This window comes from Stenotrophomonas sp. GD03877, assembly GCF_029840555.1.
Taxonomy (GTDB): Bacteria; Pseudomonadota; Gammaproteobacteria; order Xanthomonadales; family Xanthomonadaceae; genus Stenotrophomonas; species Stenotrophomonas geniculata.
This window is the reverse complement of record NZ_JAOCCT010000011.1, coordinates 113,939-135,967: the sequence shown is the minus strand read 5'-3', so window position 1 is coordinate 135,967 and position 22,029 is coordinate 113,939. Positions and strand designations below refer to the sequence as shown.

Here is a 22,029-nt window from a genome sequence, read left to right as displayed (position 1 = left end):
GCCCCGCCAGATCATCAACAATCCAGAGCCGCTTTGGCTTTGGCTTTGGCTTTGGCTTTGGATTCGGCCCTTGCCTCTGCGGGTGCAGGGCGCAGCCCTGCCGAAACCTACCCTCAGGAACTGCAGGACAGCATCGAGCAGCCGGCGCGATTGTCTGCCCACGCCGGGCGCTTGCCGGCAAAGTGTTCCAGGCCGGCACGCTCGGTGTATGGATCGCGCAGTACGTCCTGCAACGCATGAACACCGCCGAGGTCGCCCTGCTCCGCGCGATCGATGGCTTCCTGGGCCAGCCAGTTGCGCAGCACGTACAGCGGGTTGGCCGCTGTCATCTTCGCCAGGCGCTCGCTGGCCGGCAGCGGATCGGCCTGCAACCGCGCCGCATAGTCCTGCAGCCACTGCTGCAACGGCGCCTGCACCGCCTGCTGGCGCGCCTCGTCGTAGTACACCGCATCCAGCAGCGCCGCATCCGGTGCCGCCGGATCGATCTGCATCAGCGCACGCCAGGCCAGCGTCATGTCCATGCTGCCGTCCTGCATCAGCTGCTGCCAGCGCAGGTAGAGCTGCAGGTCGTCATCGTCGGCGGCGGCCAGGCCGAGCTTGGCTGCGGCATCGCGGCGCGTGCAGGCCACGAAGGTGGACTGGTATGCAGCCAATCCAGCCTGCAGCGGTGCCACATCGGCAAACAACGGCGACAGTGCCTGCGCCAATCGGCTCAGGTTCCAGTACGCCACCTGCGGCTGGGTGCCGAAGCGGTAGCGGCGACCCTGCGCGTCGGTGGTGTTCGGCGTCCAGTCCGGATCGAAATCCTCGACCCAGCCGTAGGGACCGTAGTCGAGCGTGAGACCAAGAACGGACAGGTTGTCGGTGTTCATCACGCCATGCACGAAGCCGACGCGCATCCAGTGCGCGATCATCTCGGCGGTACGCACCGCGATCTGCGCGAACCAGTCGCCATACAGCGCCTCGCCCTGCCCTTCCAGTTCGGGGAAATCACGCGCGATGCAGGCATCAACCAGCTGCTGCAGCATGGCGGTTTCCCCGCGCGACGCCGGCAGTTCGAAGGAACCAAAGCGCAGGAACGACGGCGACACGCGGCATACGATCGCGCCGGGCTCGGCACGCGGATGGCCGTCGTAGAACATGTCGCGCACCACGTCTTCGCCGGTGCCGACCAGCGACAGCGCGCGCGTGGTCGGCACGCCAAGGTAGTGCATCGCCTCGCTGCACAGGAATTCGCGGATGGATGAGCGCAGCACTGCGCGCCCATCGGCGCCGCGCGAGTATGGCGTCGGGCCAGCACCTTTCAGCTGCAGCTCCCAGTGGCGGCCATCCGGCGCGACCAGTTCGCCCAGCGAGATCGCACGGCCGTCGCCGAGCTGGCCGGCCCAGTGGCCAAACTGATGGCCGCCGTAGTTGGCGGCCCATGGCTGCATGCCGGCATACAGTGCATTGCCGCCAAACACCTGCGCGAAGCCTTCGCTCTCGACCTCAGCGGTATCGAAACCAAGCATGGCGGCGACGTCCGGTGCCCAGGCCAACAGCGTGGGCGCCGTCACCGGGGTCGGCATCACCGGCGACCAAGCTGCGCCCAGCACTTCGCGCCGGCGCGGGCCGGATTCGGGATCGCCCGGCAGGGTATGCAGCAGGCGGTTGTCGAAACGGGGGCTGTCGGTATCCATGGTGCTGAAGATGGGGGCGACGGCCGCCCTCCTCAATTGCCGCTGAGCGCCTGCAGGTGACCGCCGTGGGCCTCGGCACGCTGGTACGCTGGACGCTCACCGATACGCTTGAGGAAGCCACGCAGTGCCGGCTTGTCGTCGAGGCCACCACCCCGTGCGGCCGCAGCCTGGATCGGGAAGCTCATCTGGATGTCGGCTGCGCTGAACCGCTCACCCGCGAACCACTGGCTTTCGGCCAGGCGGCGCTCCATCCAGTCCAGGTGCAGGCGCCGCTGTGGGCCGATGAAGCCACGTTCGGCCTTGTCGGCAATGCTGCGCGCGATCGGACGGGCGAAGAACGGCATCGGCGCGTTGCGGATGCGGCCCATCACCAGGGTCAGCAGCAGCGGCGGCATCGCCGAGCCTTCGGCGTAGTGCAGCCAATAGCGGTAGGCGATGCGCTCGGCGCCATCGGCCGGCATCGGTGACGGCGACAGCTGGCGTTGGGTGTCATAGCGATCCGCGAGGTAGTCGAGGATGGCACCGGACTCGGCCAGTACCAGCTCGCCATCCTGCAGTACCGGCGACTTGCCCAGCGGATGCACGTTGCGCAGCTCCGGCGGCGCCAGCAGCGTCTTCGGATCGCGCGGATAGCGGCGCAGTTCGTAGTCCAGCCCCAGCTCCTCCAGCATCCACAGCACACGCAGGGAACGGGAGTTTTCCAGGTGATGGACGATGCGCATGGGGATGATCCTTGGGGAGGCCCGCATCGTACCGCGCGCAGTGCATGCCCCATGTAGAGTCGAACCATGCTCGACTGTCTTTGGAAAGCAGTCGAGCATGGCTCGACGCTACAGAACCGCAGGCAACAAAAAACGCCGGAAGCTTTCGCTTCCGGCGTTCTGGCTACCAAACGGTAGCAGACGGATTAGACCGCCTGCACCTGGTCAGCCTGCATACCCTTCTGGCCCTGGACGGCGATGAAGGTAACCTTCTGGCCTTCCTGCAGGGTCTTGAAGCCGGTGCCCTGGATGGCACGGAAGTGCACGAACAGGTCCGGGCCGCTTTCCGGGGTGATGAAGCCGAAGCCCTTGGCGTCGTTGAACCACTTGACGGTGCCGGTCTGACGATCAGACATTTGACTAACTCCTGAAACACATGTTGAAAAAAATCGCAGCCACCGGGTATCGGGGCCGAGACTGAGTTGCAGGCGTTGGTAAAGCGGATCGATGAGCGGATCGTGAGATCAACTGCACCAGGCCACGATTCACGGTGACCCTAGCAAACACAGTGGGTCGAACGATACGCGTGTTTTCTGCAAAAAGCGATAGCCCGGACGTTCATGGGCAAACCCTGCCCGCTAGGCGTGACAAGGCTTGGCAGCCGATCAAGCCTAACTCCGAGTCCCCATTCAGGTTTTTCCTACCCTACACTGGGTAAATGACTGAAGCTGAAACCCAAGCTGAACCCGCCCTGCCTCGCATCTGGGTGGACGCGGATGCCTGCCCCACCGTCATTCGCGACATCCTGTTCCGTGCCGCTGAACGCGTCGGGATCGAGCTGACCCTGGTCGCCAACCAGTGGATCCGCACCCCGCCATCGCGCTGGCTGCGCTCGATCCAGGTGCCGCAGGGCCTGGACGTCGCCGACAGCGCCATCGTCGAGCGGGTCGCCGCCGGAGACCTGGTGGTCACCCAGGACATTCCGTTGGCCGCCCTGGTGCTGGAGAAGAAGGCCGTGGCGCTGAACCCGCGCGGCCAGCTGTACACCCCGAACAACATGGCCGAGCGGCTGTCGATGCGCAATTTCATGGAAGAGCTGCGCGGCGCCGGGGTGCAGACCGGCGGCCCGCCGCCGCTGGGCCCGCGCGACCGACAGCTGTTCGCTGCCGAGCTGGACCGCTGGCTGGCCCGACGCCCGGTTCGCTGAACGGCCCTACCCGCCCTGGCCGGGCAGGCACAGGCGGCGCCGGCTGCTGAACCGCCGGGGCTCCCCGCTCAATGGGTCATCGAAGGCCAGCCCCTGCGCCAGCAGCTGCAGGGGCGACTCGACCGTTTCATCCGGGCGCGGCCTCAGCAGCGGATACAGGTCATCGCCCTCGATCGGCGCGCCCAGCGCCGCCATGTGCACGCGCAGCTGGTGCTTGCGGCCGGTTTCCGGCAGCAGCCGGTAGCGCCAGACCGGCCCTTCGACCTCGATCAGCTCGATCCGGCTGCGCGCATTGGGCTCGCCCGGCACTTCGGCCATGCGGAAGAATGGCTCCCCCGGCACCAGGCGGCTGTCCCGCTGCAACGGAAACGCCAGCCCGGGCAGCGCCGGTGCCAGCGCCTCATAGGTCTTCTCGATGCGCCGTTCGCGGAACAGCCGTTGATAGGCATCACGCGTGGCTGCCTGGGTCGAGAACAGCACCAGGCCGGCGGTCAGCCGGTCCAAGCGGTGCAACGGCGCCAGTTCGGTGTTGCCGGTGCGTGCGATCAGGCGCGCCAGCAGGGTTTCGCGCACGTAGCTGCCGGCCGGCGTCACTGGCAGGAAGTGCGGCTTGTCGGCGACCAGAAGGTGCTCATCCAGGTGCAGGATGGTCTCGGCGAAGGGAATCACCGGCTCGTCGGCCACCTCGCGGAAGTACTGGATCTCCAGCCCCACCTGCCAGGGCATGTCCGGCGCCAGTGCCCTGCCCTGCGCATCCTGCACACGGCCCCGGGCGAAGCGGTCCTGCCATTGCGCGCGGTCGATGCGCGGGAAGCGCGCACACAGGCCATCGAGCAGGCTGCGCCAGTGGCCGGGCGGCAGCTGCAGGCGGCTGGGCAGGATCATCGGTGGCACTCCTGCGGCAGGAAAGAGCGCAAGAGTGCCACCGTTGACGCTGCGCAGACAGACCGGCAACGGACACCTCTGGAGCAAACCTCTATCATTGTCGTCTTTAGTCCACGGACCCCCCATGGCTCTCACCGCCACCATCCGCAAGGCCGAACTGCAGATCAGCGACATGGATCGCGGCTACTACGTGACCCACAACCTGACTCTGGCCCAGCACCCGTCCGAGACCGACGATCGCCTGATGGTGCGCCTGCTCGCCTTCGCGCTGAACGCCGGCGACCGCCTGGAATTCGGCCGTGGCCTGAGTACCGATGACGAGCCGGACCTGTGGGAACACGACTACACCGGCGACATCCTGCAGTGGATCGACCTGGGTCATCCGGACGAATCGCGCATCCGCAAGGCCAGCAACCGCAGCCGCCAGGTGCAGGTGGTGAACTACGGCGGCAACGCTTCGGACATCTGGTGGAGCAAGCAGAGCAAGGGCCTGGCGCGCTTCGACAACCTTTCGGTGGTCGACCTCGATGGTGCCTTCGTCGAACTGTGGGGCCAGCAGATCCAGCGCGCCATGCGCTGGAGCGTGCTGATCCAGGACGGCGAAGTGCAGCTGCTCAACGACCAGATCCAGCTCGACGTGATCCCGAACTGGCGCAAGCGCGCCAAGGCATGAGCACCATCCGTTGCGATGTGGTGGTCATCGGCGCCGGCGCGGCCGGGCTGATGACCGCAATCACGGCTGGCCAGCGCGGCCGCCAGGTGCAGGTGATTGACCATGCCAACAAGGTCGGCAAGAAAATCCTGATGTCCGGCGGTGGTCGCTGCAACTTCACCAACACCGGTACCACTCCGGCCAACTTCCTGTCGGCCAACCCGCACTTCTGCAAATCGGCGCTGGCGCGCTACACGCCCTGGCACTTCATCGAGCTGGTGCACAAGCACGGCATCGCGTATCACGAAAAAGAGCTGGGCCAGCTGTTCTGCGATGTCTCGTCCAAGCAGATCGTGAAGATGCTGGTGGATGAATGCCAGGCGGCCGACGTGCAGGTGCGCACCGAGTGCAGCGTGCAGCGCATCGAGCACGGCAGCGATGGCTTCCGCGTGCATACCACCCATGGCCTGTTCCATTGCGCCTCGCTGGTGGTTGCCACCGGCGGTCTGTCCATTCCCAGCATGGGTGCCACCGGCTTTGGTTATGAAGTGGCCCGACAGTTCGGCCACCAGGTGCTGCCGACCCGCGCCGGGCTGGTGCCGCTGACACTCAGCGGCAAGCACCAGGAACGGCTGGCCGATCTGAGTGGTGTCGCCCTGCCGATCGAGGCGCGCTGCAACGGCAGGAGCTTCCAGAACTTCATGCTGCTGACCCACCGTGGCGTGAGTGGCCCGGCGATCCTGCAGATCTCCTCGTTCTGGCAACCCGGCGATGCGCTGGAGCTGGACCTGCTGCCCGGCCAGGATGCCGGCGAGTGGTTGCGCCAGATGAAGCGCGAACGACCCGCCGCCGAACTGCGCACGGTGCTGGGCGAAGTACTGCCGAAGCGGCTGGCACAGCGGCTGTGCGAACACTGGCTGCCCGACCGGCCCGTGCGCCAGCTGGACGAGCCGGTGCTGCGCCAGGCCGCGCAGCTGCTGGGCGCGTTCCCGCTGGTGGCCAGTGGCACCGAGGGCTACCGAACCGCTGAAGTCACGCTCGGCGGCGTGGACACCGCCGAGGTCTCGTCTTCGACGATGGAATCCAAGCGCGTACCCGGCCTGCATTTCGTCGGCGAGGTGCTGGATGTGACCGGCTGGCTGGGCGGCTACAACTTCCAGTGGGCCTGGGCCAGCGGCCACGCGGCCGGTGGCGTGGTGTGAACCACATCGCCGTTCGATGCGTGCAAGGGGCGCGCGCATGGACGGTTCGGCGCGCATCGTGTATCTAGATTTGCAGATTGGGGAGCAGTGCATGCAGAACGCGAACGACATCACCATCCGCCTGCTGATCGTCGATGACAGCGGCGAAAATGCCGAAGCCATCGTCAGCACGCTGCGCAACAGCGGCATCGCAGTACGCCCATGGCGCCCTCAGGATGCAGCCGAGCTGGCCCAGGTCCTGGCCAGCCAAGCCATCGACCTGGTGCTGGCTTCGCCCTCCCAGGGCATCCCGCTGCCACTGGTGGCCCAGCATATTGCTGCCAGCGGCAAGGACATTCCGCTGGTGCTGCTGGCCGAGCGCATCGACGAAGACGAACTGGTGCAGGCCAGCAGCCACGGCATCCGTGCCCTCGCCCTGCGCCAGCGTTCCGAGCACCTGCTCGCCGTCGTCCGCGACCAATGGGTGGACCTGCAGGCGCGTCGCGGCCTGCGCCGCATCGAGGCGCAGATGCGCGAGACCGAGCGCCGCTGCGATGCCCTGATCGCCTCCTCCCGCGACCCCATCGCCTACGTGCATGAGGGCATGCACATCCGCGCCAACGACGCCTACCTGGAGATGTTCGGCTACGAGCATTTCGACGACATCGAAGGCATCTCGCTGCTGGACATGGTCGCCGCCCAGCATGTGGAAGGCTTCAAGCAGCTGCTGAAGGGCCTCAGCCGTGGCGAGGCGCCGCCGCCGCAGTACCAGCTCGACGCGCGCCACGAGGATGGCAGCGCGTTCCCGGCAACGATGGAATTCACCCCCGCCACCTACGAGGGCGAATCCTGCCTGCAGGTGGTACTCCGCCGCCGCATGGAATTCGATCCGGAACTGGCGCGCGAGGTCGAGGACCTGCGCCAGCGCGACCAGGTCACCGGCCTGCTCAACCGACCGACCTTCATGCTGCAGCTGGAAAGCGCGGTGGCCCAGGCAGGGCGCAGCGAAGGCCAGTTCGGCCTGCTGCTGATCGAGCCGGACCACTACGCGCGCCTGCTGCCGGATATCGGCCTGGCCTCGGCCGACATCCTGATCGGCGCCCTCGCCGCCCTGCTGGCCGAGGTGGTTGGCGAGGACGCGCAGCTGGCCCGTTTCGGCGAACACAATTTCGCCGTGCTGCAGGCCGGGCCCTACGCGCAGACCGTGGCACTGGCCGAGCGCATCCGCGAAGCCTACGCCGCACACGTCTTCAGCATCGGCGCGCGTTCGGCCACGGTAACGGTCAGCATCGGTGGCGTGCAGGTGGGCGAGAAGATCGCCAGCATCGGCCAGGTGCTGGCACGCGCCAGCGAATGCACGCAGGCCGCCGCCGAACTGGGTAACACCTGCCGCATCTTCGACCCGGCCGCTGCCGACCGCGTCGAGGAAGAACGCGTGCTGCGCTGGGTCGCCCGAATCCGTGAAGCGCTGGCCGGTGACGGCTTCCAGCTGCACTACCAGCCGGTGCTGAACCTGCAGGGTGAGTCGCTGGAGCTGTATGAGGCCTACCTGCGCCTTGAGCACAATGGTGAACTGCTGAGCCCGACTGCGTTCCTGGGCATCGCGGAGGAACACGGCCTGCTGGCCGACATCAACCGCTGGGTGGTGTCACGGGCGATCGCTGTGCTGGGCCAACGTGCACGCGAAGGCCATGCCACGCAGATGCTGGTGAAGGTGACGCCAGAGTCGTTCGACGACCCGCAGATGATCGCCACCCTGCGCCGGGAACTGCAGGCACAGGGCGTGCCCGGCGAACGGCTGTGGCTGCATGCGCCGGAAGCGAAGGTGTTCACCCATCTGCGCAGTGCGCAGCAGTTCCTTGCCGAAGTGGCGCCGCTGGGCTGCCGCATCGGCCTGGAGCAGTTCGGATCGGGGCTGGATTCGTTCCAGCTGCTGGCCCACTTCCAGCCGCAGTTCCTCAAGCTGGACCGCGGCTTCACCAGCGATCTGGCCGCCACCCGCGAGAACATCGACCGCATCAGCCAGATCACCGCTCGCGCGCAGGAGGCCGGCATCCGCACCATCGCCGAGTTCGTCAGCGATGCCAACTCGATGACCCTGCTGTTCAGTGCCGGCGTGGATTACGTGCAGGGCGACTTCGTTGGCCCGGCGTTGCCGGAGATGGGCTTCGAGTTTGGTTGACGCCTCTCTGTAGAGCCGGGCCATGCTCGGCTGCGGGACTCAAGCGAAGAGCAGCCGAGCATGGCTCGGCTCTACACAAACGAGAAGGCCGGCTTTCGCCGGCCTTTTCGTTGATCAGGTCATGTCGACCAGATTGTCGATCTTCACGTCCGGGTTGACGTCGGCCTCGTAGTCGACGCCCTCCACGCCAAAGCCGAACAAGCGCAGGAAGTCGGCCTTGTAACCGGCCAGATCGCTGATCTCGTACAGGTTCTCGTTGGTGACCTGCGGCCACAGTGCGACCACCTTGCCCTGCACGTCCGCCGCCATTTCCTTGTAGTCGGCACGCAGGCGGCCTTCCTCATCGACCAGCGCGACGGTATGGCCCTCGCCATCGACCAGGTCGTGACGCAGGCGATCGATCGCCACGCCGTCGGCCTTGCCGCCGTAGAGGATGTCGTACAGCACATCCAACTGCTCGATGCAGCCTTCGTGCGTGCCCTTTTCCTTCATCACCTTGAACAGCAGCGACAGGTACAGCGGCATGGTCGGAATGGCCGAGCTGGCCTGGGTGACCACCGCCTTCAACACCGAGACTCGCGCGTCGCCGCCGATTTTCGCCAGCTTTTCGCGCAGGCCCAGCACCTTGGTGTCCAGGTCCTTCTTGGCGGCACCGATGGAACCGTTCCAGTAGATCGCCTGGGTGATTTCTTCGCCCACGTAGGTGAAGGCGGTGGTGGTGCAGCCGTTGGCCAGCACGCCGGCATCGGCCAGCGCGTCGATCCACATCTGCCAGTCCTCACCGCCCATCACCGCGACGGTACCGGCGATTTCTTCCGGGGTGGCCGGCTGCAGATGGGTCTCGGTCAGCACTTCCTTGTCGGTATCCAGGCCACGCAGCGTGATCGGCTCGCCGATCGGTTTCAGCGTGGAGCTGATGATTTCACCGGTCTTGGGGTGCTTGCGGCGCGGCGCCGCCAGGCTGTAGACGACCTGATCGACCTGGCCGAGATCGGCCTTGATCATTTCGATGGTCCTGGCCTTCACTTCATCGGAGAAGGCATCGCCGTTGATGCTCTTGGCGTACAGGCCGGCTTCGTCGGCGTACTTGTGGAACGCGGCCGAGTTGTACCAGCCCGCCGTGCCCGGCTTGGATTCGGTGCCCGGGCGCTCGAAGAAGATGCCCAGGGTCGCGGCGCCACTGCCGAAGGCAGCGGTGATGCGCGCAGCGAGGCCGTAGCCGGTGGAGGCGCCGATCACCAGCACGCGCTTGGGGCCGTTCTGGATCGGCGGGCGCGCGCGGATGTAGTCGATCTGCTGCTTGACCGCGGCTTCGCAGCCGGTCGGGTGGGTGGTGACGCAGATGAAGCCGCGGACGCGCGGTTTGATGACCATGGATACCTCGGGTTGGCAGATGCGGCGCGCGGGGCGCTCAGCAGGAATATGGGTGCGCGCCTGCGCGCGCGAACCGCAGGATCGTAGTGCGCGGGGGAAGATTGCACAACCGACGCTGGCGTAGGGTGGTGTTTCTTTTGCGCAGGGTTGCACCCTGCACCCGCAGAGGCAACGTCAACGGCAGAAGCCGGGTTCCTGTGGGTTGGCGGGGCGGGTCCGGTTGCGGGGGACGCCGTAAACCCATCCTTGGGGGCTTGGCCGCGGCATCCATGCCGCGGACACCCCCGCAACCGGACCCACCCCGCCTTCGACAGTTTTCCGCGATCTGCCAGGACGGCTTTCTGCTCTGGTGGGTGTCGACCGTTGGTCGGCACGGGCTCGGATATCGATATCCGACAGAAAAATCGTGTCGACCAAGGTCGACACCTACCAACAGCCGCGCGCCCCAGTAGATCCACGCCATGCGTGGATGATTCATTCGATATCTGACAGATGTGCCGACCAACGGTCGGCACCCACCAACAGCCGCTCGGAACCGGTCTGGGGCAGAGCCCCCTGAGTCAGGGGGCGGCCGCGAAGCGGCGGGGGTCTGGGAGCTGGTAAGTGAGGCCCACGGTTCGCGCAGCGAAGCGTGGGAGCGACAGCGCGCATGCGATGACGCGTACCAGCCCGGCCAACAAAAAACCCCGCTTGCGCGGGGTTCTCTGTGTGCTGCGTGCAGCGGATGCTTACGGGCGACGGGCCAGGGCCTCGACGTCCTTCGCCTTCGGCAGCAGGTCCTGCTTGCTGACGCGCAGGAAACCGATCGTCAGCATCGGCACCGCCACCAGGATCGAGGACAGCACCACGATCACCGCACCGATCATGTGCGTCTCGGCCAGGCCTTCCATCGAGCTGCCGCCGTACATGTACAGGGCCAGCGCCGACAGGAAGAACATCACCGCGGTGATCACCGTACGCGACAGCGTCTGGTTGATCGAACGGTTCAACACTTCCATCGAGTCCACGCGCAGGCTGCGGAAGTTCTCGCGGACGCGGTCGAAGACCACGATGATGTCGTTGATCGCAAAGCCCATCACCGACAGCAGGCCGGCCAGCACGGTCAGGTCGAACTCACGGCCCAGCAGGGACACGTAAGCCACCGTCACGATCAGGTCGAACATCGCCACGATGCTGGCGGTGACCGCGAACTTCCATTCGAAGCGCACGGCGATGTAGATCAGGAAGCCGGCCAGCATGAAGATGGTGGCGTACAGGCCATTCATCGCCAGGTCCTTGCCGATCTGCGGGCCGACGAACTCGTTGCGCAGCACGGTGGCCTGGTTGTCAGCCGTGGACAGTGCCTTCACTACAGCGGCAGCGGTAGCCTTGTCTTCGGTGGCGGCAGCACCCGTGCCCGGAGCATGCTCGCCGTGCGGCGCCAGGCGGATCAGCAGGTCGGTGTTGCCACCGACACTCTGCACCTGGGCGCCATCGAAGCCATTCTGCTCAAGCTTGGTACGAACCTGCTCGACGTCCACCGGCTTATCGAAGCGGGCTTCGATAAGCGTACCGCCAGTGAAGTCCAGCGCGTAGTTGAAGCCCTTGAACGCGATGATGCTGATCGAGGCCAAGAACACCACGATGGTGACCGCCATGGCGACATGGCGCCAGCGCATGAAGTCGATCTTGGTGTCGTTCGGGAGGATGTGCAGCGGAAACAGTTTCATTGTGCGTGTCGTCCCGTCAGATGGCCACGTTCTGGAGCTTCTTGCGACGGCCGTAGATCAGCGTCGCCAGCGCACGCGACACGGTGATCGCAGTGAACATGGAGGCGAAAATACCGATGATCATGGTCAGCGCGAAGCCCTTCAGCGGACCGGTACCGAATGCGAACAGCGCCACGCCGACGATCAGGCCGGTCAGGTTGGCGTCGAGGATGGTGCCCGAGGCACGCTCGTAACCGGTCACGATCGCGGTCTTGCCCGGCACGCCGGCACGCAGCTCTTCACGGATACGCTCGTTGATCAGCACGTTGGCGTCCACCGACAGGCCGACCGACAACGCCAGGCCGGCGAAGCCCGGCAGGGTCATGGTCGCGCCGAACAGCGACATCACCGCCACCACGATCAGCAGGTTGAACAGCATCGCGATCGAGGTGATCACGCCGAACATGCGGTAGTAGACGCTGAAGAACACCAGGGTGAACAGGAATGCGAACACCACCGCGCGCATACCGTTCTTGACGTTCTCGGCACCCAGGCTCGGGCCGACCACGCGCTCTTCGACGAAGTCCATCGGCGCGGCCAGCGAGCCGGACTTCAGCAGCTTGGCCAGGTCCTCGGCTTCCTTCTTCTGCAGGCCGGTGGTCTGGAAGTTCTTGCCGAACACGCCGTTGATGTTGGCCACCGAGATCACTTCCTCGTTGACCTTGAAGCCACGCACTTCCTGGCCGTCGACGACGGTCACGGTCGGCACGCGCTCGGTGTAGACCACCGCCATCGGCTTGTTCACGTTGGCGCTGGTGAAGTCGAACATGCGCTGGCCGCCGACATTGTTCAGCGTCACGCTGACCGCCGGAGAGCCGCTGTTCGAATCAGTCACCGCCTGCGCGCCGACCATCTGGTCACCGGTGACGATCACGCGCTTGTTCAGCAGGACCGGACCACCGCCATCACGACGCTGGTAGACCTTCGCTTCCGGCGGAATGCGGCCGGAGTTGATGGCGTCCTGTGCATTGCCGTCAACCACCGCGCGGTACTCGAGGGTAGCGGTGGCGCCGATCATGCGCTTGGCTTCGGCCGTGTCCTGCACGCCCGGCAGCTGCACGACCACGCGGTCGGCACCCTGGCGCTGGATGATCGGCTCGGCCACGCCCAGCTGGTTCACGCGGTTACGCAGGGTGTTGATGTTCTGCTCGATGGCGCCGTTGGCGATCTGGGTGATCTCGGTTTCCGGCACGGTCACCGTGATGCGATTGCCACTGACGTCGTAGCCGAGGGTCGGCTGCGCCTTGACCAGGGCAGTGCGGGCACGCTGCGCGGCGTCGTCACCGGCGGACGGGCTCAGGTTGGCCACGATACTGTTGTCAGCACGGCGTTCCACCGACTGGTACGGAATGCGGGCGTCGCGCAGGGTGCTGCGCACGTCTTCGGTGTAGGCATCCAGGCGCTTGTCGAGCGCGGCCTTCTGGTCGACCTGCAGCACGAAGTGCACGCCGCCCTGCAGGTCCAGGCCCAGCACCATCGGGCGACCGCCGAGGTTGGCCAGCCAGTCCGGCACGGTCGAGGCCAGGTTCAGGGCCACGGTGTACTTCTCGCCGACGGTGTCACGCAGGGCGTCGCTGGCAGCGGACTGCGCCTTCAGGTCCGGCAGGCGGACGATCAGGCTCTCCCCTTCCTTCTCGGCACCGAGGGCGTCCACACCGGCCTTTTTCAGGTCGGCCAGCACACGGTCACGCAGCGCGTCGTCGACCTGTCCGCCACGGTTGGCGGTGATCTGGACGGCCGGGTCCTTCTGGTAGATGTTGGGCAGCGCGTACAGCGCGCTGAGCGCCAGTACGATCAGGATGACGACGTACTTCCAGCGTGGAAATTCGAGCATTGCTTGGGTCCCGCGCGGCGCCATCCCCGGCGCCGCGGTTGTGCATCGGAAAGGGAGTGGCTTACTGGGCCGACTTCAGGGTACCGGCCGGCAGCACGTTGCCGACAGCGCCCTTCTGCACGCGGATGCGCACGTTGTCAGCCACTTCGATGGTGATGAAGTTGTCGCCGATGTCGGTGACGATGCCGGCGATGCCGCCATTGGTCAGCACTTCATCGCCACGCTTGATCTTCTCCAGCATGGCCTTGTGCTCCTTCTGCCGCTTCATCTGCGGGCGGATCATCAGGAAGTACATGATGGCGATCAGGATGACCGGGAACAGCAGCGTGGTCAGGCCCATGCCCTGCGGTTGGCCGCCGGCGGCCTGGGCGTGGGCGGCGGGAATCAGGAAAGCAAGCAGGTTCATCGTTGGTCCTTTGGTTGGGCGGCGCTCCGGCCCTTTCACGGGCACGGGGTGTCGACCGCGGATCTGGGTCAGCCTTGAAGTATGCCACGGCCCCGGGCGTTCGTCCTTGGGCCGTTTGGCAGGGGGTACTCGGTTTACAGGGGCGGCGCGACCGCCCCGCGTGCCGCGTAGAAAGACTCACGGAAGGCCAGGAAGGTTCCCGCTTCGATGGCCGCACGGATGTCGGCCATCAGCTTTTCGTAATAGAACAGGTTGTGCAGGGTACCCAGCATCGGCGCCAGCATCTCGTTGCAGCGGTCCAGGTGGCGGAGGTAGGAACGGGTGTAGCCACCGGTGCAGGCCACGCAGCCGCAGCCGGGCTCGATCGGATCCATGTCGCGCGCGTACTGCGAGTTGCGGATGCGGACGGTGCCGAACGAGGTGAAATAGTGGCCGTTGCGCGCGTTGCGGGTGGGCATCACGCAATCGAACATGTCCACGCCACGTGCGACACCCTCGACCAGGTCTTCCGGCCGGCCCACGCCCATCAGGTAGCGCGGGCGGTCACCCGGCAGCTCCGGGTCCAGGTGGTCGAGCATGGCATTGCGCTCGTGCTCCGGCTCGCCCACGGCGAGGCCGCCGATGGCGTAACCGTCGAAGCCGATCGCCTGCAGGGCCTCGGCCGAGCGGCTGCGCAGGTCGGTGTGCACGCCGCCCTGGACGATGCCGAACAGGGCCGCGTCGTTGCCGAGCTCGTCATGCGCGTTGCGACTGCGCTGGGCCCAGCGCAGGCTCAGTTCCATCGAGCGGCGCGCCACATCCTCGGTGGCCGGGTACGGGGTGCACTCGTCGAAGATCATCACCACGTCCGAATCGAGCACCTTCTGGATCTTCATGCTCTCTTCCGGGCCCAGGAACACGCGAGCGCCGTCGGTGGGCGAGGCGAAGGTCACGCCCTGCTCGGTGATCTTGCGCCGGTGGGCCAGCGAGAACACCTGGAAGCCACCGGAGTCGGTCAGGATCGGGCCATCCCAGCGGCAGAAGCCGTGCAGGCCGCCGTGGTCGGCGATGATGTCCAGGCCCGGGCGCAGGTACAGGTGGAAGGTGTTGCCGAGGATGATCTCGGCGCCCAGCGCGCGCACCTGGTCCGGCAGGATGCCCTTGACCGAGCCATAGGTCCCCACCGGCATGAAAGCCGGCGTTTCCACCGTGCCACGCGGGAAGGTCAGGCGGCCACGGCGGGCACGGCCGTCGCGGGTCTGGAGCTGGAACTGCAATCGGGACATGGAGCGGTCATTCAGGCAAATAGTCGCTCATTGTCTCCCAAAACCGGCTCGACCGCCCATTCAGGCCTGAACGGCACGGCAGTAGAGCCACGCCATGCGTGGCTTTCCTGGTCTCCAGGCACCTGCAAGTGCGCACCAACGGTGCGCACCCACCACAAGCAGGCAGAGGTCAGCGCCCTACCCCGCCTGCGGGAACAGCAGCATCGCATCGCCGTAGCTGAAGAAGCGGTAGCGCTGCTCGATCGCGTGCTGGTACGCCTCGAACACCCTTTCCTTGCCGGCGAACGCGGAGATCATCATCAGCAGCGTGCTTTCCGGCAGGTGGAAGTTGGTCACCATCGCGTCGACGCTGCGGATGCGGTAGCCCGGGGTGATGAAGATCTGCGTTTCACCGGCGAACGGCAGCAGCTCGCCATCGCGCATCGCGCTCTCCAGCGCGCGTACCACCGTGGTGCCAACGCCGATCACCCGGCCGCCGGCCGCGCGCGTGCGCCGTACCTGCTGCACCAGCTCAGCGCCGACGTTCAGCCACTCGCGGTGCATCACGTGATCCTTCAGGTCATCGGCGCGCACCGGCTGGAAGGTGCCCGCGCCGACATGCAGGGTGACGTGGCCGAACTCCACGCCCTTGGCCTTCAGCGCTGCCAGCAGCGGCTCGTCGAAATGCAGGCCAGCGGTCGGTGCCGCCACCGCGCCCACTTCGCGCGCGAACACGGTCTGGTAGCGCTCACGGTCATCCACGCCCGGCTCGCGCTGGATGTAGGGCGGCAGCGGCAGGCGGCCGGCGTGCAGCAGCCACTGCTCCAGCGACTCGGGCACATGGAACTGCAGCACGTAGAACTCGCCATCGCGGCCCAGCACCTCGGCTTCGCCACCTGCATCCAGCGCGATGCGGCTGCCGGCCTTTGGCGACTTGCTGGCGCCGACCTGGGCACGGGCCTGCTGGCCGCCGAGCAGGCGTTCGATCAGGATCTCTACGCGGCCACCGCTGGCCTTCTGCCCGAACAGGCGCGCCGGGATCACCCGGGTGTCGTTGAACACCAGCAGATCCCCCGGCTGCAACAGGGATGGCAGGTCACGCACCTGCAGATCGGTGAAGCCATCGGGCGCCGGCGGCACCAGCAGCAGGCGGCTTGCGGAACGTTCGGCCAGGGGCGCCTGCGCGATCAGTTCAGCCGGCAGGTCGTAGTGGAAATCGGACTTCTTCAAGGCAGTGGGCGGCAACAGGTCGACAATGGCGCGCATTGTACGTCCAGCGTCTGCGAGCCGGCGCGCTTCGCGGCGAACGTCGCGCAAAATGCTGCTATGCAGCAGGTTTCTGCGGGGTTATCGCGCAAAAAAACAAGTGCTAGCATCGAGCCGGAAGTCCGCTGCACGAGCCTGCCCCCAAGCGCGCGTGATGACGCGCGTTTTGCTTTTGAAGACCCGTGCGACCCATTGTTTCAGGAGATCTGCAATGAGCTTCATCGAACGCCTCGCCCCCCTGCGCAACCAGCCCGGCACCCGCCTCACCTCCGGTCTGGACGATGCCACCCTGACCACCCTGTCCGCCAACCACCCGCAGCTGATCGCTGCGGTGGATGCCGCCGCCGAGGAATTCGCGCGCGTGCAGGCCGACCTGGGGCCGCTGCTGGCGCAGGACGAACAGGCGCAGATCGACGCGATGCAGGACGGTTTCGTCAATTTCTATGCCGATGACGCGGTGACCCCGTACGTGGCACTGGCCGCGCGCGGCCCGTGGGTGGTCACCCTGAAGGGCGCCGTGCTGTACGACGCCGGCGGCTACGGCATGCTCGGCTTCGGGCACACCCCGGATGCCGTGCTGGAGGCGATGGCCCGCCCGCAGGTGATGGCCAACATCATGACTCCCAGCCTGTCGCAGCAGCGCTTCATCACCGCCCTGCGCGCCGAGATCGGCCACCGCCGTGGCGGCTGCCCGTTCGCCCGTTTCATGTGCCTGAATTCGGGCTCCGAAGCCGTTGGCCTCGCCGCGCGCATCGCCGACGTCAATGCCAAGCTGCAGACCGACCCGGGCGCGCGCCATGCGGGCGCTGCGATCAAGCGCGTGGTGGTCAAGGGCAGCTTCCATGGCCGCACCGACCGCCCTGCCCTCTATTCGGATTCCAGCCGCAAGAGCTACATGCAGCACCTGGCCAGCTACCGTGGCGAGGATTCGGTGATCACCGTGGCGCCGTACGACGAAGCCGGCCTGCGCAAGGTATTCGAGGACGCCGCACGCAACCAGTGGTTCATCGAGGCGGTGTTCCTGGAACCGGTGATGGGCGAAGGCGACCCGGGGCGCTCGGTGCCGCCGTCGTTCTATGCCGTGGCCCGCGAACTGACCCGTGCGCACGGCAGCCTGCTGCTGCTCGACTCGATCCAGGCTGGCCTGCGTGCGCATGGCGTGCTCTCGGTGGTGGACTACCCGGGCTTCGAAGGCCTGGACCCGCCGGACATGGAAACCTATTCGAAGGCACTGAACGCCGCGCAGTACCCGCTGTCGGTGCTGGCGGTGACCGAGCATGCCGCGCAGCTGTACCGCAAGGGTATCTACGGCAACACCATGACCAGCAATCCGCGTGCGCTGGACGTGGCCTGCGCCACCCTGGCCCAGCTGACCCCGCAGGTGCGCGCCAACATCGCCGAACGCGGCGCCGAGGCCGTGCGCAAGCTGGAGCAACTCAAGAGCGAGCTGGGCGGCCTGATCACCAAGGTGCAGGGTACCGGCCTGCTGTTCTCGTGCGAGCTGGCACCGCAGTTCAAGTGCTACGGCGCCAACTCCACCGAGGAATGGCTGCGCCAGCACGGCATCAACGTGATCCATGGTGGCGAGAACTCGCTGCGCTTCACCCCGCACTTCGGCATGGACAGCGAAGAGCTGGACCTGCTGGTGGGCTTGGTCGGCCGCGCCCTGCGTGAAGGCCCGCGCCGCGAGCAGGCCGCGGCGGCGTAAGCCCCCGCTTCGGTAGAGCCGAAGGCAGCGGCAGGAGCCGCTGCCAACGTCGCTGGCGACGGCCCGAAGGGTGCCGGGCAGGACGACCGGCATAGCCCATGCTCGGCTGGCGCCTTTGCCGCGATCTGAACGAAGAGCAGCCGAGCGCGGCTCGGCTCTACAGAAGGCCTCTCAAGGCCTCATAATCCTTGGACACCCCGTCCCTGACCGCCCTGCGGTCGGCGACGGGGCGTTTTCGTTTCCGGCCAAGAGACAGGAAGATCCATGAAATCGATCTGTGTGTACTGTGGTTCCAACGCTGGCAGCAAACCTGCCTATACCGAACGCGCCATTGCACTGGGCGACCGCATCGCCCGCGACGGCCTGCGCCTGGTGTATGGCGGCGGCAACGTCGGCCTGATGGGAACCGTGGCCAATGCCGTGCTCGCCGCTGGCGGCGAGGTGACCGGCGTGATCCCGCGTCAGCTGGCCGACTGGGAAGTGGCCCACCGTGGCCTGACCGAACTGGAGATCGTCGGTTCGATGCATGAGCGCAAGTCGCGCATGTTCGACCTCGCCGATGGCTTCGTCACCCTGCCCGGCGGATTCGGCACCATGGAAGAGATCTTCGAGATGCTGACCTGGCGCCAGCTGGGCATCGGCAACAAGCCATGCGCGTTCCTCGACGTGGAAGGTTTCTACGCCCCGTTGATCGGCATGATCGACCGCATGGTGGAAGAGCGCTTCCTGCACCCGGACCAGCGCCAGGATCTGTGGTACGGCTCGGACATCGAAGCGATGCTGGAGTGGATGAAGAACTACCAGCCGGCCCAGGCCTCGAAGTGGATCGACGAGAAGCGTCGCTCCGCTCTGCGTTGAAGTGATCTGGCGCGGTGGCTCAGGCCACCGCGCGCTCCCACGGTGCCGGACGGCCCAGCAGATAGCCCTGGCCGTAATCGCAGCCCAGTTCGCGCAGGGTCTGCCGCTGCGCCTCGGTCTCGATGCCTTCGCCGATGGTTTCGATGCCGAGCGTGCGCGCCAGCGACAGCACGCCTTCGACCAGCGCGCGCGTGCTCTGCACTTCCGGTCCATGCAGGCCGGCGATGAAGCTCTGGTCGATCTTCAGCGTACTGATCGGGAAACGGTGCAGGTAGGACAGCGCGGAGAAGCCGGTACCGAAATCGTCCAGCTGCACCTGGATTCCGCGCTCGCGCAGCCCCTGCAGGATGCGCAGCGTGTGCGGGCCATCGTCCAGCAGCGCCACCTCGGTGATCTCCAGGCGCAGCCGGCGCGGATCGGCACCGCAGCTGTCGAGCAGGCCGAACAGGCGGCCACTGAATTCGGCGGAGCGGAAATGCCGGGGTGAGACGTTCACCGAGACGTAGCCTTCGCCCCCCTGCGCCAACCCTGCGATGACCTGCTCGTAGATCAGCCAGTCGACCTGTTCGATCAGGCCGCTCTCTTCACCCAGCTCCAGGAACGCGCCCGGCAGCAGCAGGCCGCGGCGCTCATGCTGCCAGCGCAGCAGCGCCTCGTGGCCCACCACTTCGCCATCGGACAGGCGCACGATCGGCTGGTAGAACGGCACGAAATCGCGGTGGTTGATCGCACGACGCAGGTCGGCCTCCAGGTCGAGGCTGCGCATGGCCTGCTCGCGCATGTCCTCGTCGAAGATCGCGCAGCGGTCATGACCCTGCGCCTTGGCCCGGTACATGGCCGCGTCGGCGTCGCGCAGCAGCTCTTCGCCGGTGCGGTAGCGCGGGTTCCACAGGGCGATGCCCAGGCTGCCGGACGGGAACAGTTCGCGCCCGGCGATCCACATCGATTCCTGCAGCGCCAGCAGCAGGCGCTGGCCAAAGTCCAAGGCCTGGGCCAGGCCCTGCGGGCATTGCAGCAGCACCGCGAATTCATCACCGCCCAGCCGCGCCACGACGTCCTCGGCGCCAGCCATCGATACGATGCGCTTGGCCACTTCCACCAGCATGCGGTCACCGGCAGCGTGGCCGATACTGTCGTTGACCAGCTTGAAGCGGTCCAGGTCGAGGAACAGCACAGCGAACACCGGCCCACCTTCACGCTTGGCCAGCGCCAGCGAATCCTGCAGGCGATCGAGCAAATGCAGGCGGTTGGGCAGGCCGGTCAGCGCATCGTGCATGGCCTGATGGGTCAGGCGTTGCTCGGCCCGCAGGCGTTCACCAATCTGCCCGAGCAACTTCTCGTTGACCTCGGCCAGCTCGCGGGTACGTTCTTCCACGCGCTTTTCCAGTTCGGCATGCGCCGAACGCAGCCGCTGCTGGTCGCGCTGACGGGCCAGGCCGGTACCGATGTTCTGTGCGACGAAGGTCAGCAGGCGCTGGTCATGCACGCTGAAAATGCTGTTCTCGCTGTAGCTCTGCACCACGATCGCGCCGACCACTTCGTCGTCGCGCAGCAGTGGTACGCCCAGCCAGCAGTGCGAACGCGCACCGGATTCACGCACTTCGCCACTGGCCAGCAGTGCATCGATCTGCGCGCGCGAGGCCAGCAGCGGGCGCCGGTTGCGCACCACGTATTCGGTCAGGCCCCGGCTGAAGGGCCGTGGCGCGCGACTGGCATTGTGCTCGTCCACCGAATACACGAAATCCAGGCCGTTGCCGGCCGGGTTGACCAGGGCGATGTAGAAATTGCGTGCGTCGAGCAGGCGCCCGACCACCCCATGCACCTGTCCGTAGAACTGGGCCAGGCTGTCGGCTGACATCGCCATCTCGGCAATGTTGTAGAGCGCGGTCTGCAGCTGTTCGGCGCGACGCCGCTCGGTTACTTCGTCCTGCAGGCTGTGGTTGGCCCGCTGCAGTTCCTGGGTACGCCGCTCTACCTGCTGCTCCAGCCGCACCTGCGCCTGGCGCCGGTCCATCGCGGTCTGCACATGCTGCGCAACGAAACCCAGCAATGCGCGCTCAGCCTCGCCATAGCGGGCCGCCTGTTCATAGCTCTGAACCACGATGGCACCGCATACACGGCCATCGCGCAGCATCGGCACGCCCAGCCAGTCCAGGCTTTCCGGCCCACGCTGCGGGTCGTGCTCCTGTTCCATCACCTGCGCCAGCAGTTTGCGCGAGGGACCACTGAGCGGTTTGCCATGGCGCAGCAGCGCCACGGTCAGGCTGCGCGGCATCTCGCTGGCGTCATGGCTCTGCGTGGGATCGGCGACGAAGTCATCGACCTGATCGGCGAAGTACAGGAACCGGATCTGGTCGCGCACATCGTCGTATTCCACGATGTAGCAGTTCTCGGCATACATCAGCGTGCCCAGCACACCATGCACGTGGCGCAGCATCTCGGGCATTTCCAGGTCGGCACCGGCCAGGTCTGCAATCTGGAACAGGGCCTGCTGCAACCGCTCGGCCTCTTCCAGTGCCTTGATCTGGCCGGCCTGGCGGCCGCGCTGCAGCGCCAGCTCCATCGCCTGCCGGGCAACGCCCCACCATGCCGGCGAAGGCACTGCGCCTTCGACCGACAACAGCAGGCGCGCACCATCATGTTCCCAGCCGTGCTGGCCATCGCCCGCGCCGGGTGCCGCCGCATCACCTCCGGCAGCCGCTGTCGGCCAGCCCCCCTGGCCACGACCGAGCTGCGGGTCGTCCCAGCCGACGCGGACCAAGGCCGTTTCCGGCAAAAGCGCATGCAACGCGCGCACCAGCGCCGTGCTCAGCACGGCCTCGTGTGGTGGCTCTTCCGCCGGTTCAGCATGCGTGGACAAATGACAATCTCTTGGCGCCGTCTGTGCGTCGCCTCCCCTGAGCCGCCGAGCATAGCGCGCCACCCGGGGGGCAATGGAAGCCCGTAAACCCCGAATCGTGCGCCCGTACGTTTTTCCTGCTGTCCGTAGCCCCTTCCGAGCCATGACCCTCGCCCTGCCCGCCCCCGCCACCGGCTATGCGCCATCGCCTGCAGGCCTTACCCTGTACGCCGTGGAAGCCAGCGCACTGCCAACCGATGAAGCC

Annotated in this window: 17 protein-coding genes; 6 read left to right on the top strand and 11 right to left on the bottom strand. The window is 66.4% G+C overall.

Annotated features, from left to right (window positions below; all coding sequences use genetic code 11):
• Window positions 1–113: 113 nt before the first annotated feature.
• From N5D20_RS10920 to N5D20_RS10910, 3 genes are all read right to left on the bottom strand, one after another.
• Complete coding sequence (locus N5D20_RS10920; RefSeq protein ID WP_197580003.1) at window positions 114–1,679, bottom strand: protein adenylyltransferase SelO; 1,566 nt, start codon at window positions 1,677–1,679, stop codon at window positions 114–116.
• A gap of 32 nt (window positions 1,680–1,711) precedes the next feature.
• The gene (locus tag N5D20_RS10915; protein ID WP_049437247.1) at window positions 1,712–2,401 is read right to left on the bottom strand and encodes a glutathione S-transferase; all 690 of its coding nucleotides are present in this window, start codon (window positions 2,399–2,401) and stop codon (window positions 1,712–1,714) included.
• A gap of 185 nt (window positions 2,402–2,586) precedes the next feature.
• Window positions 2,587–2,796, bottom strand: a complete 210-nt coding sequence (locus N5D20_RS10910) for a cold-shock protein (RefSeq protein ID WP_004153307.1) — start codon at window positions 2,794–2,796, stop codon at window positions 2,587–2,589.
• A 302-nt stretch (window positions 2,797–3,098) separates the two neighbouring features.
• Here N5D20_RS10910 and N5D20_RS10905 point away from each other — a divergent pair, with 302 nt between their 5' ends.
• Window positions 3,099–3,587, top strand: coding sequence for a YaiI/YqxD family protein (locus N5D20_RS10905; RefSeq protein WP_010484520.1), 489 nt, complete (start codon window positions 3,099–3,101; stop codon window positions 3,585–3,587).
• Window positions 3,588–3,593: 6 nt separating this feature from the next.
• Here N5D20_RS10905 and N5D20_RS10900 read toward each other — a convergent pair whose 3' ends face one another.
• On the bottom strand, window positions 3,594–4,472 hold the full coding sequence (locus tag N5D20_RS10900; RefSeq protein WP_197580001.1) for a pseudouridine synthase: 879 nt from the start codon (window positions 4,470–4,472) through the stop codon (window positions 3,594–3,596).
• Between the two features lie 124 nt (window positions 4,473–4,596).
• Here N5D20_RS10900 and N5D20_RS10895 point away from each other — a divergent pair, with 124 nt between their 5' ends.
• From N5D20_RS10895 to N5D20_RS10885, 3 genes are all read left to right on the top strand, one after another.
• Window positions 4,597–5,145 (top strand): YaeQ family protein, encoded by a 549-nt coding sequence (locus N5D20_RS10895; protein WP_043403207.1) that lies wholly within the window; start codon window positions 4,597–4,599, stop codon window positions 5,143–5,145.
• Complete coding sequence (locus N5D20_RS10890) at window positions 5,142–6,326, top strand: NAD(P)/FAD-dependent oxidoreductase (protein WP_197580000.1); 1,185 nt, start codon at window positions 5,142–5,144, stop codon at window positions 6,324–6,326. The genes N5D20_RS10895 and N5D20_RS10890 overlap by 4 nt, the downstream gene beginning before the upstream one ends.
• Before the next feature lie 91 nt (window positions 6,327–6,417).
• Window positions 6,418–8,487: an EAL domain-containing protein gene (locus tag N5D20_RS10885; protein WP_054171518.1), complete on the top strand. Its 2,070-nt coding sequence runs from the start codon at window positions 6,418–6,420 to the stop codon at window positions 8,485–8,487.
• 114 nt (window positions 8,488–8,601) lie between these two features.
• Here N5D20_RS10885 and fabV read toward each other — a convergent pair whose 3' ends face one another.
• The 6 genes from fabV to queA all read right to left on the bottom strand — a co-directional run bounded on the left by fabV (window position 8,602) and on the right by queA (window position 16,359).
• Window positions 8,602–9,861, bottom strand: coding sequence for an enoyl-ACP reductase FabV (fabV, locus tag N5D20_RS10880; RefSeq protein WP_197579998.1), 1,260 nt, complete (start codon window positions 9,859–9,861; stop codon window positions 8,602–8,604).
• A gap of 728 nt (window positions 9,862–10,589) precedes the next feature.
• On the bottom strand, window positions 10,590–11,570 hold the full coding sequence (gene secF / locus N5D20_RS10875; protein ID WP_071305791.1) for a protein translocase subunit SecF: 981 nt from the start codon (window positions 11,568–11,570) through the stop codon (window positions 10,590–10,592).
• Between the two features lie 16 nt (window positions 11,571–11,586).
• Window positions 11,587–13,443, bottom strand: a complete 1,857-nt coding sequence (gene secD / locus N5D20_RS10870) for a protein translocase subunit SecD (RefSeq protein WP_010484504.1) — start codon at window positions 13,441–13,443, stop codon at window positions 11,587–11,589.
• Window positions 13,444–13,504: 61 nt separating this feature from the next.
• Window positions 13,505–13,849, bottom strand: a complete 345-nt coding sequence (gene yajC, locus N5D20_RS10865; RefSeq protein ID WP_005409257.1) for a preprotein translocase subunit YajC — start codon at window positions 13,847–13,849, stop codon at window positions 13,505–13,507.
• Window positions 13,850–13,983: 134 nt separating this feature from the next.
• Entirely contained in the window at window positions 13,984–15,114 is a 1,131-nt protein-coding gene (tgt, locus tag N5D20_RS10860) for a tRNA guanosine(34) transglycosylase Tgt (RefSeq protein WP_029379947.1), read from the bottom strand.
• A 177-nt stretch (window positions 15,115–15,291) separates the two neighbouring features.
• On the bottom strand, window positions 15,292–16,359 hold the full coding sequence (queA, locus tag N5D20_RS10855; protein ID WP_191863891.1) for a tRNA preQ1(34) S-adenosylmethionine ribosyltransferase-isomerase QueA: 1,068 nt from the start codon (window positions 16,357–16,359) through the stop codon (window positions 15,292–15,294).
• Window positions 16,360–16,570: 211 nt separating this feature from the next.
• Between queA and N5D20_RS10850 the strand changes: the two genes are divergently transcribed.
• Window positions 16,571–18,067, top strand: coding sequence for an aminotransferase class III-fold pyridoxal phosphate-dependent enzyme (locus N5D20_RS10850; protein WP_054171504.1), 1,497 nt, complete (start codon window positions 16,571–16,573; stop codon window positions 18,065–18,067).
• A gap of 264 nt (window positions 18,068–18,331) precedes the next feature.
• Complete coding sequence (locus N5D20_RS10845) at window positions 18,332–18,925, top strand: TIGR00730 family Rossman fold protein (RefSeq protein ID WP_049437262.1); 594 nt, start codon at window positions 18,332–18,334, stop codon at window positions 18,923–18,925.
• Window positions 18,926–18,944: 19 nt separating this feature from the next.
• Here the strand turns inward: N5D20_RS10845 and N5D20_RS10840 are convergent, their stop codons facing one another.
• The gene (locus N5D20_RS10840) at window positions 18,945–21,785 is read right to left on the bottom strand and encodes an EAL domain-containing protein (RefSeq protein ID WP_197579548.1); all 2,841 of its coding nucleotides are present in this window, start codon (window positions 21,783–21,785) and stop codon (window positions 18,945–18,947) included.
• Window positions 21,786–22,029: the final 244 nt, after the last annotated feature.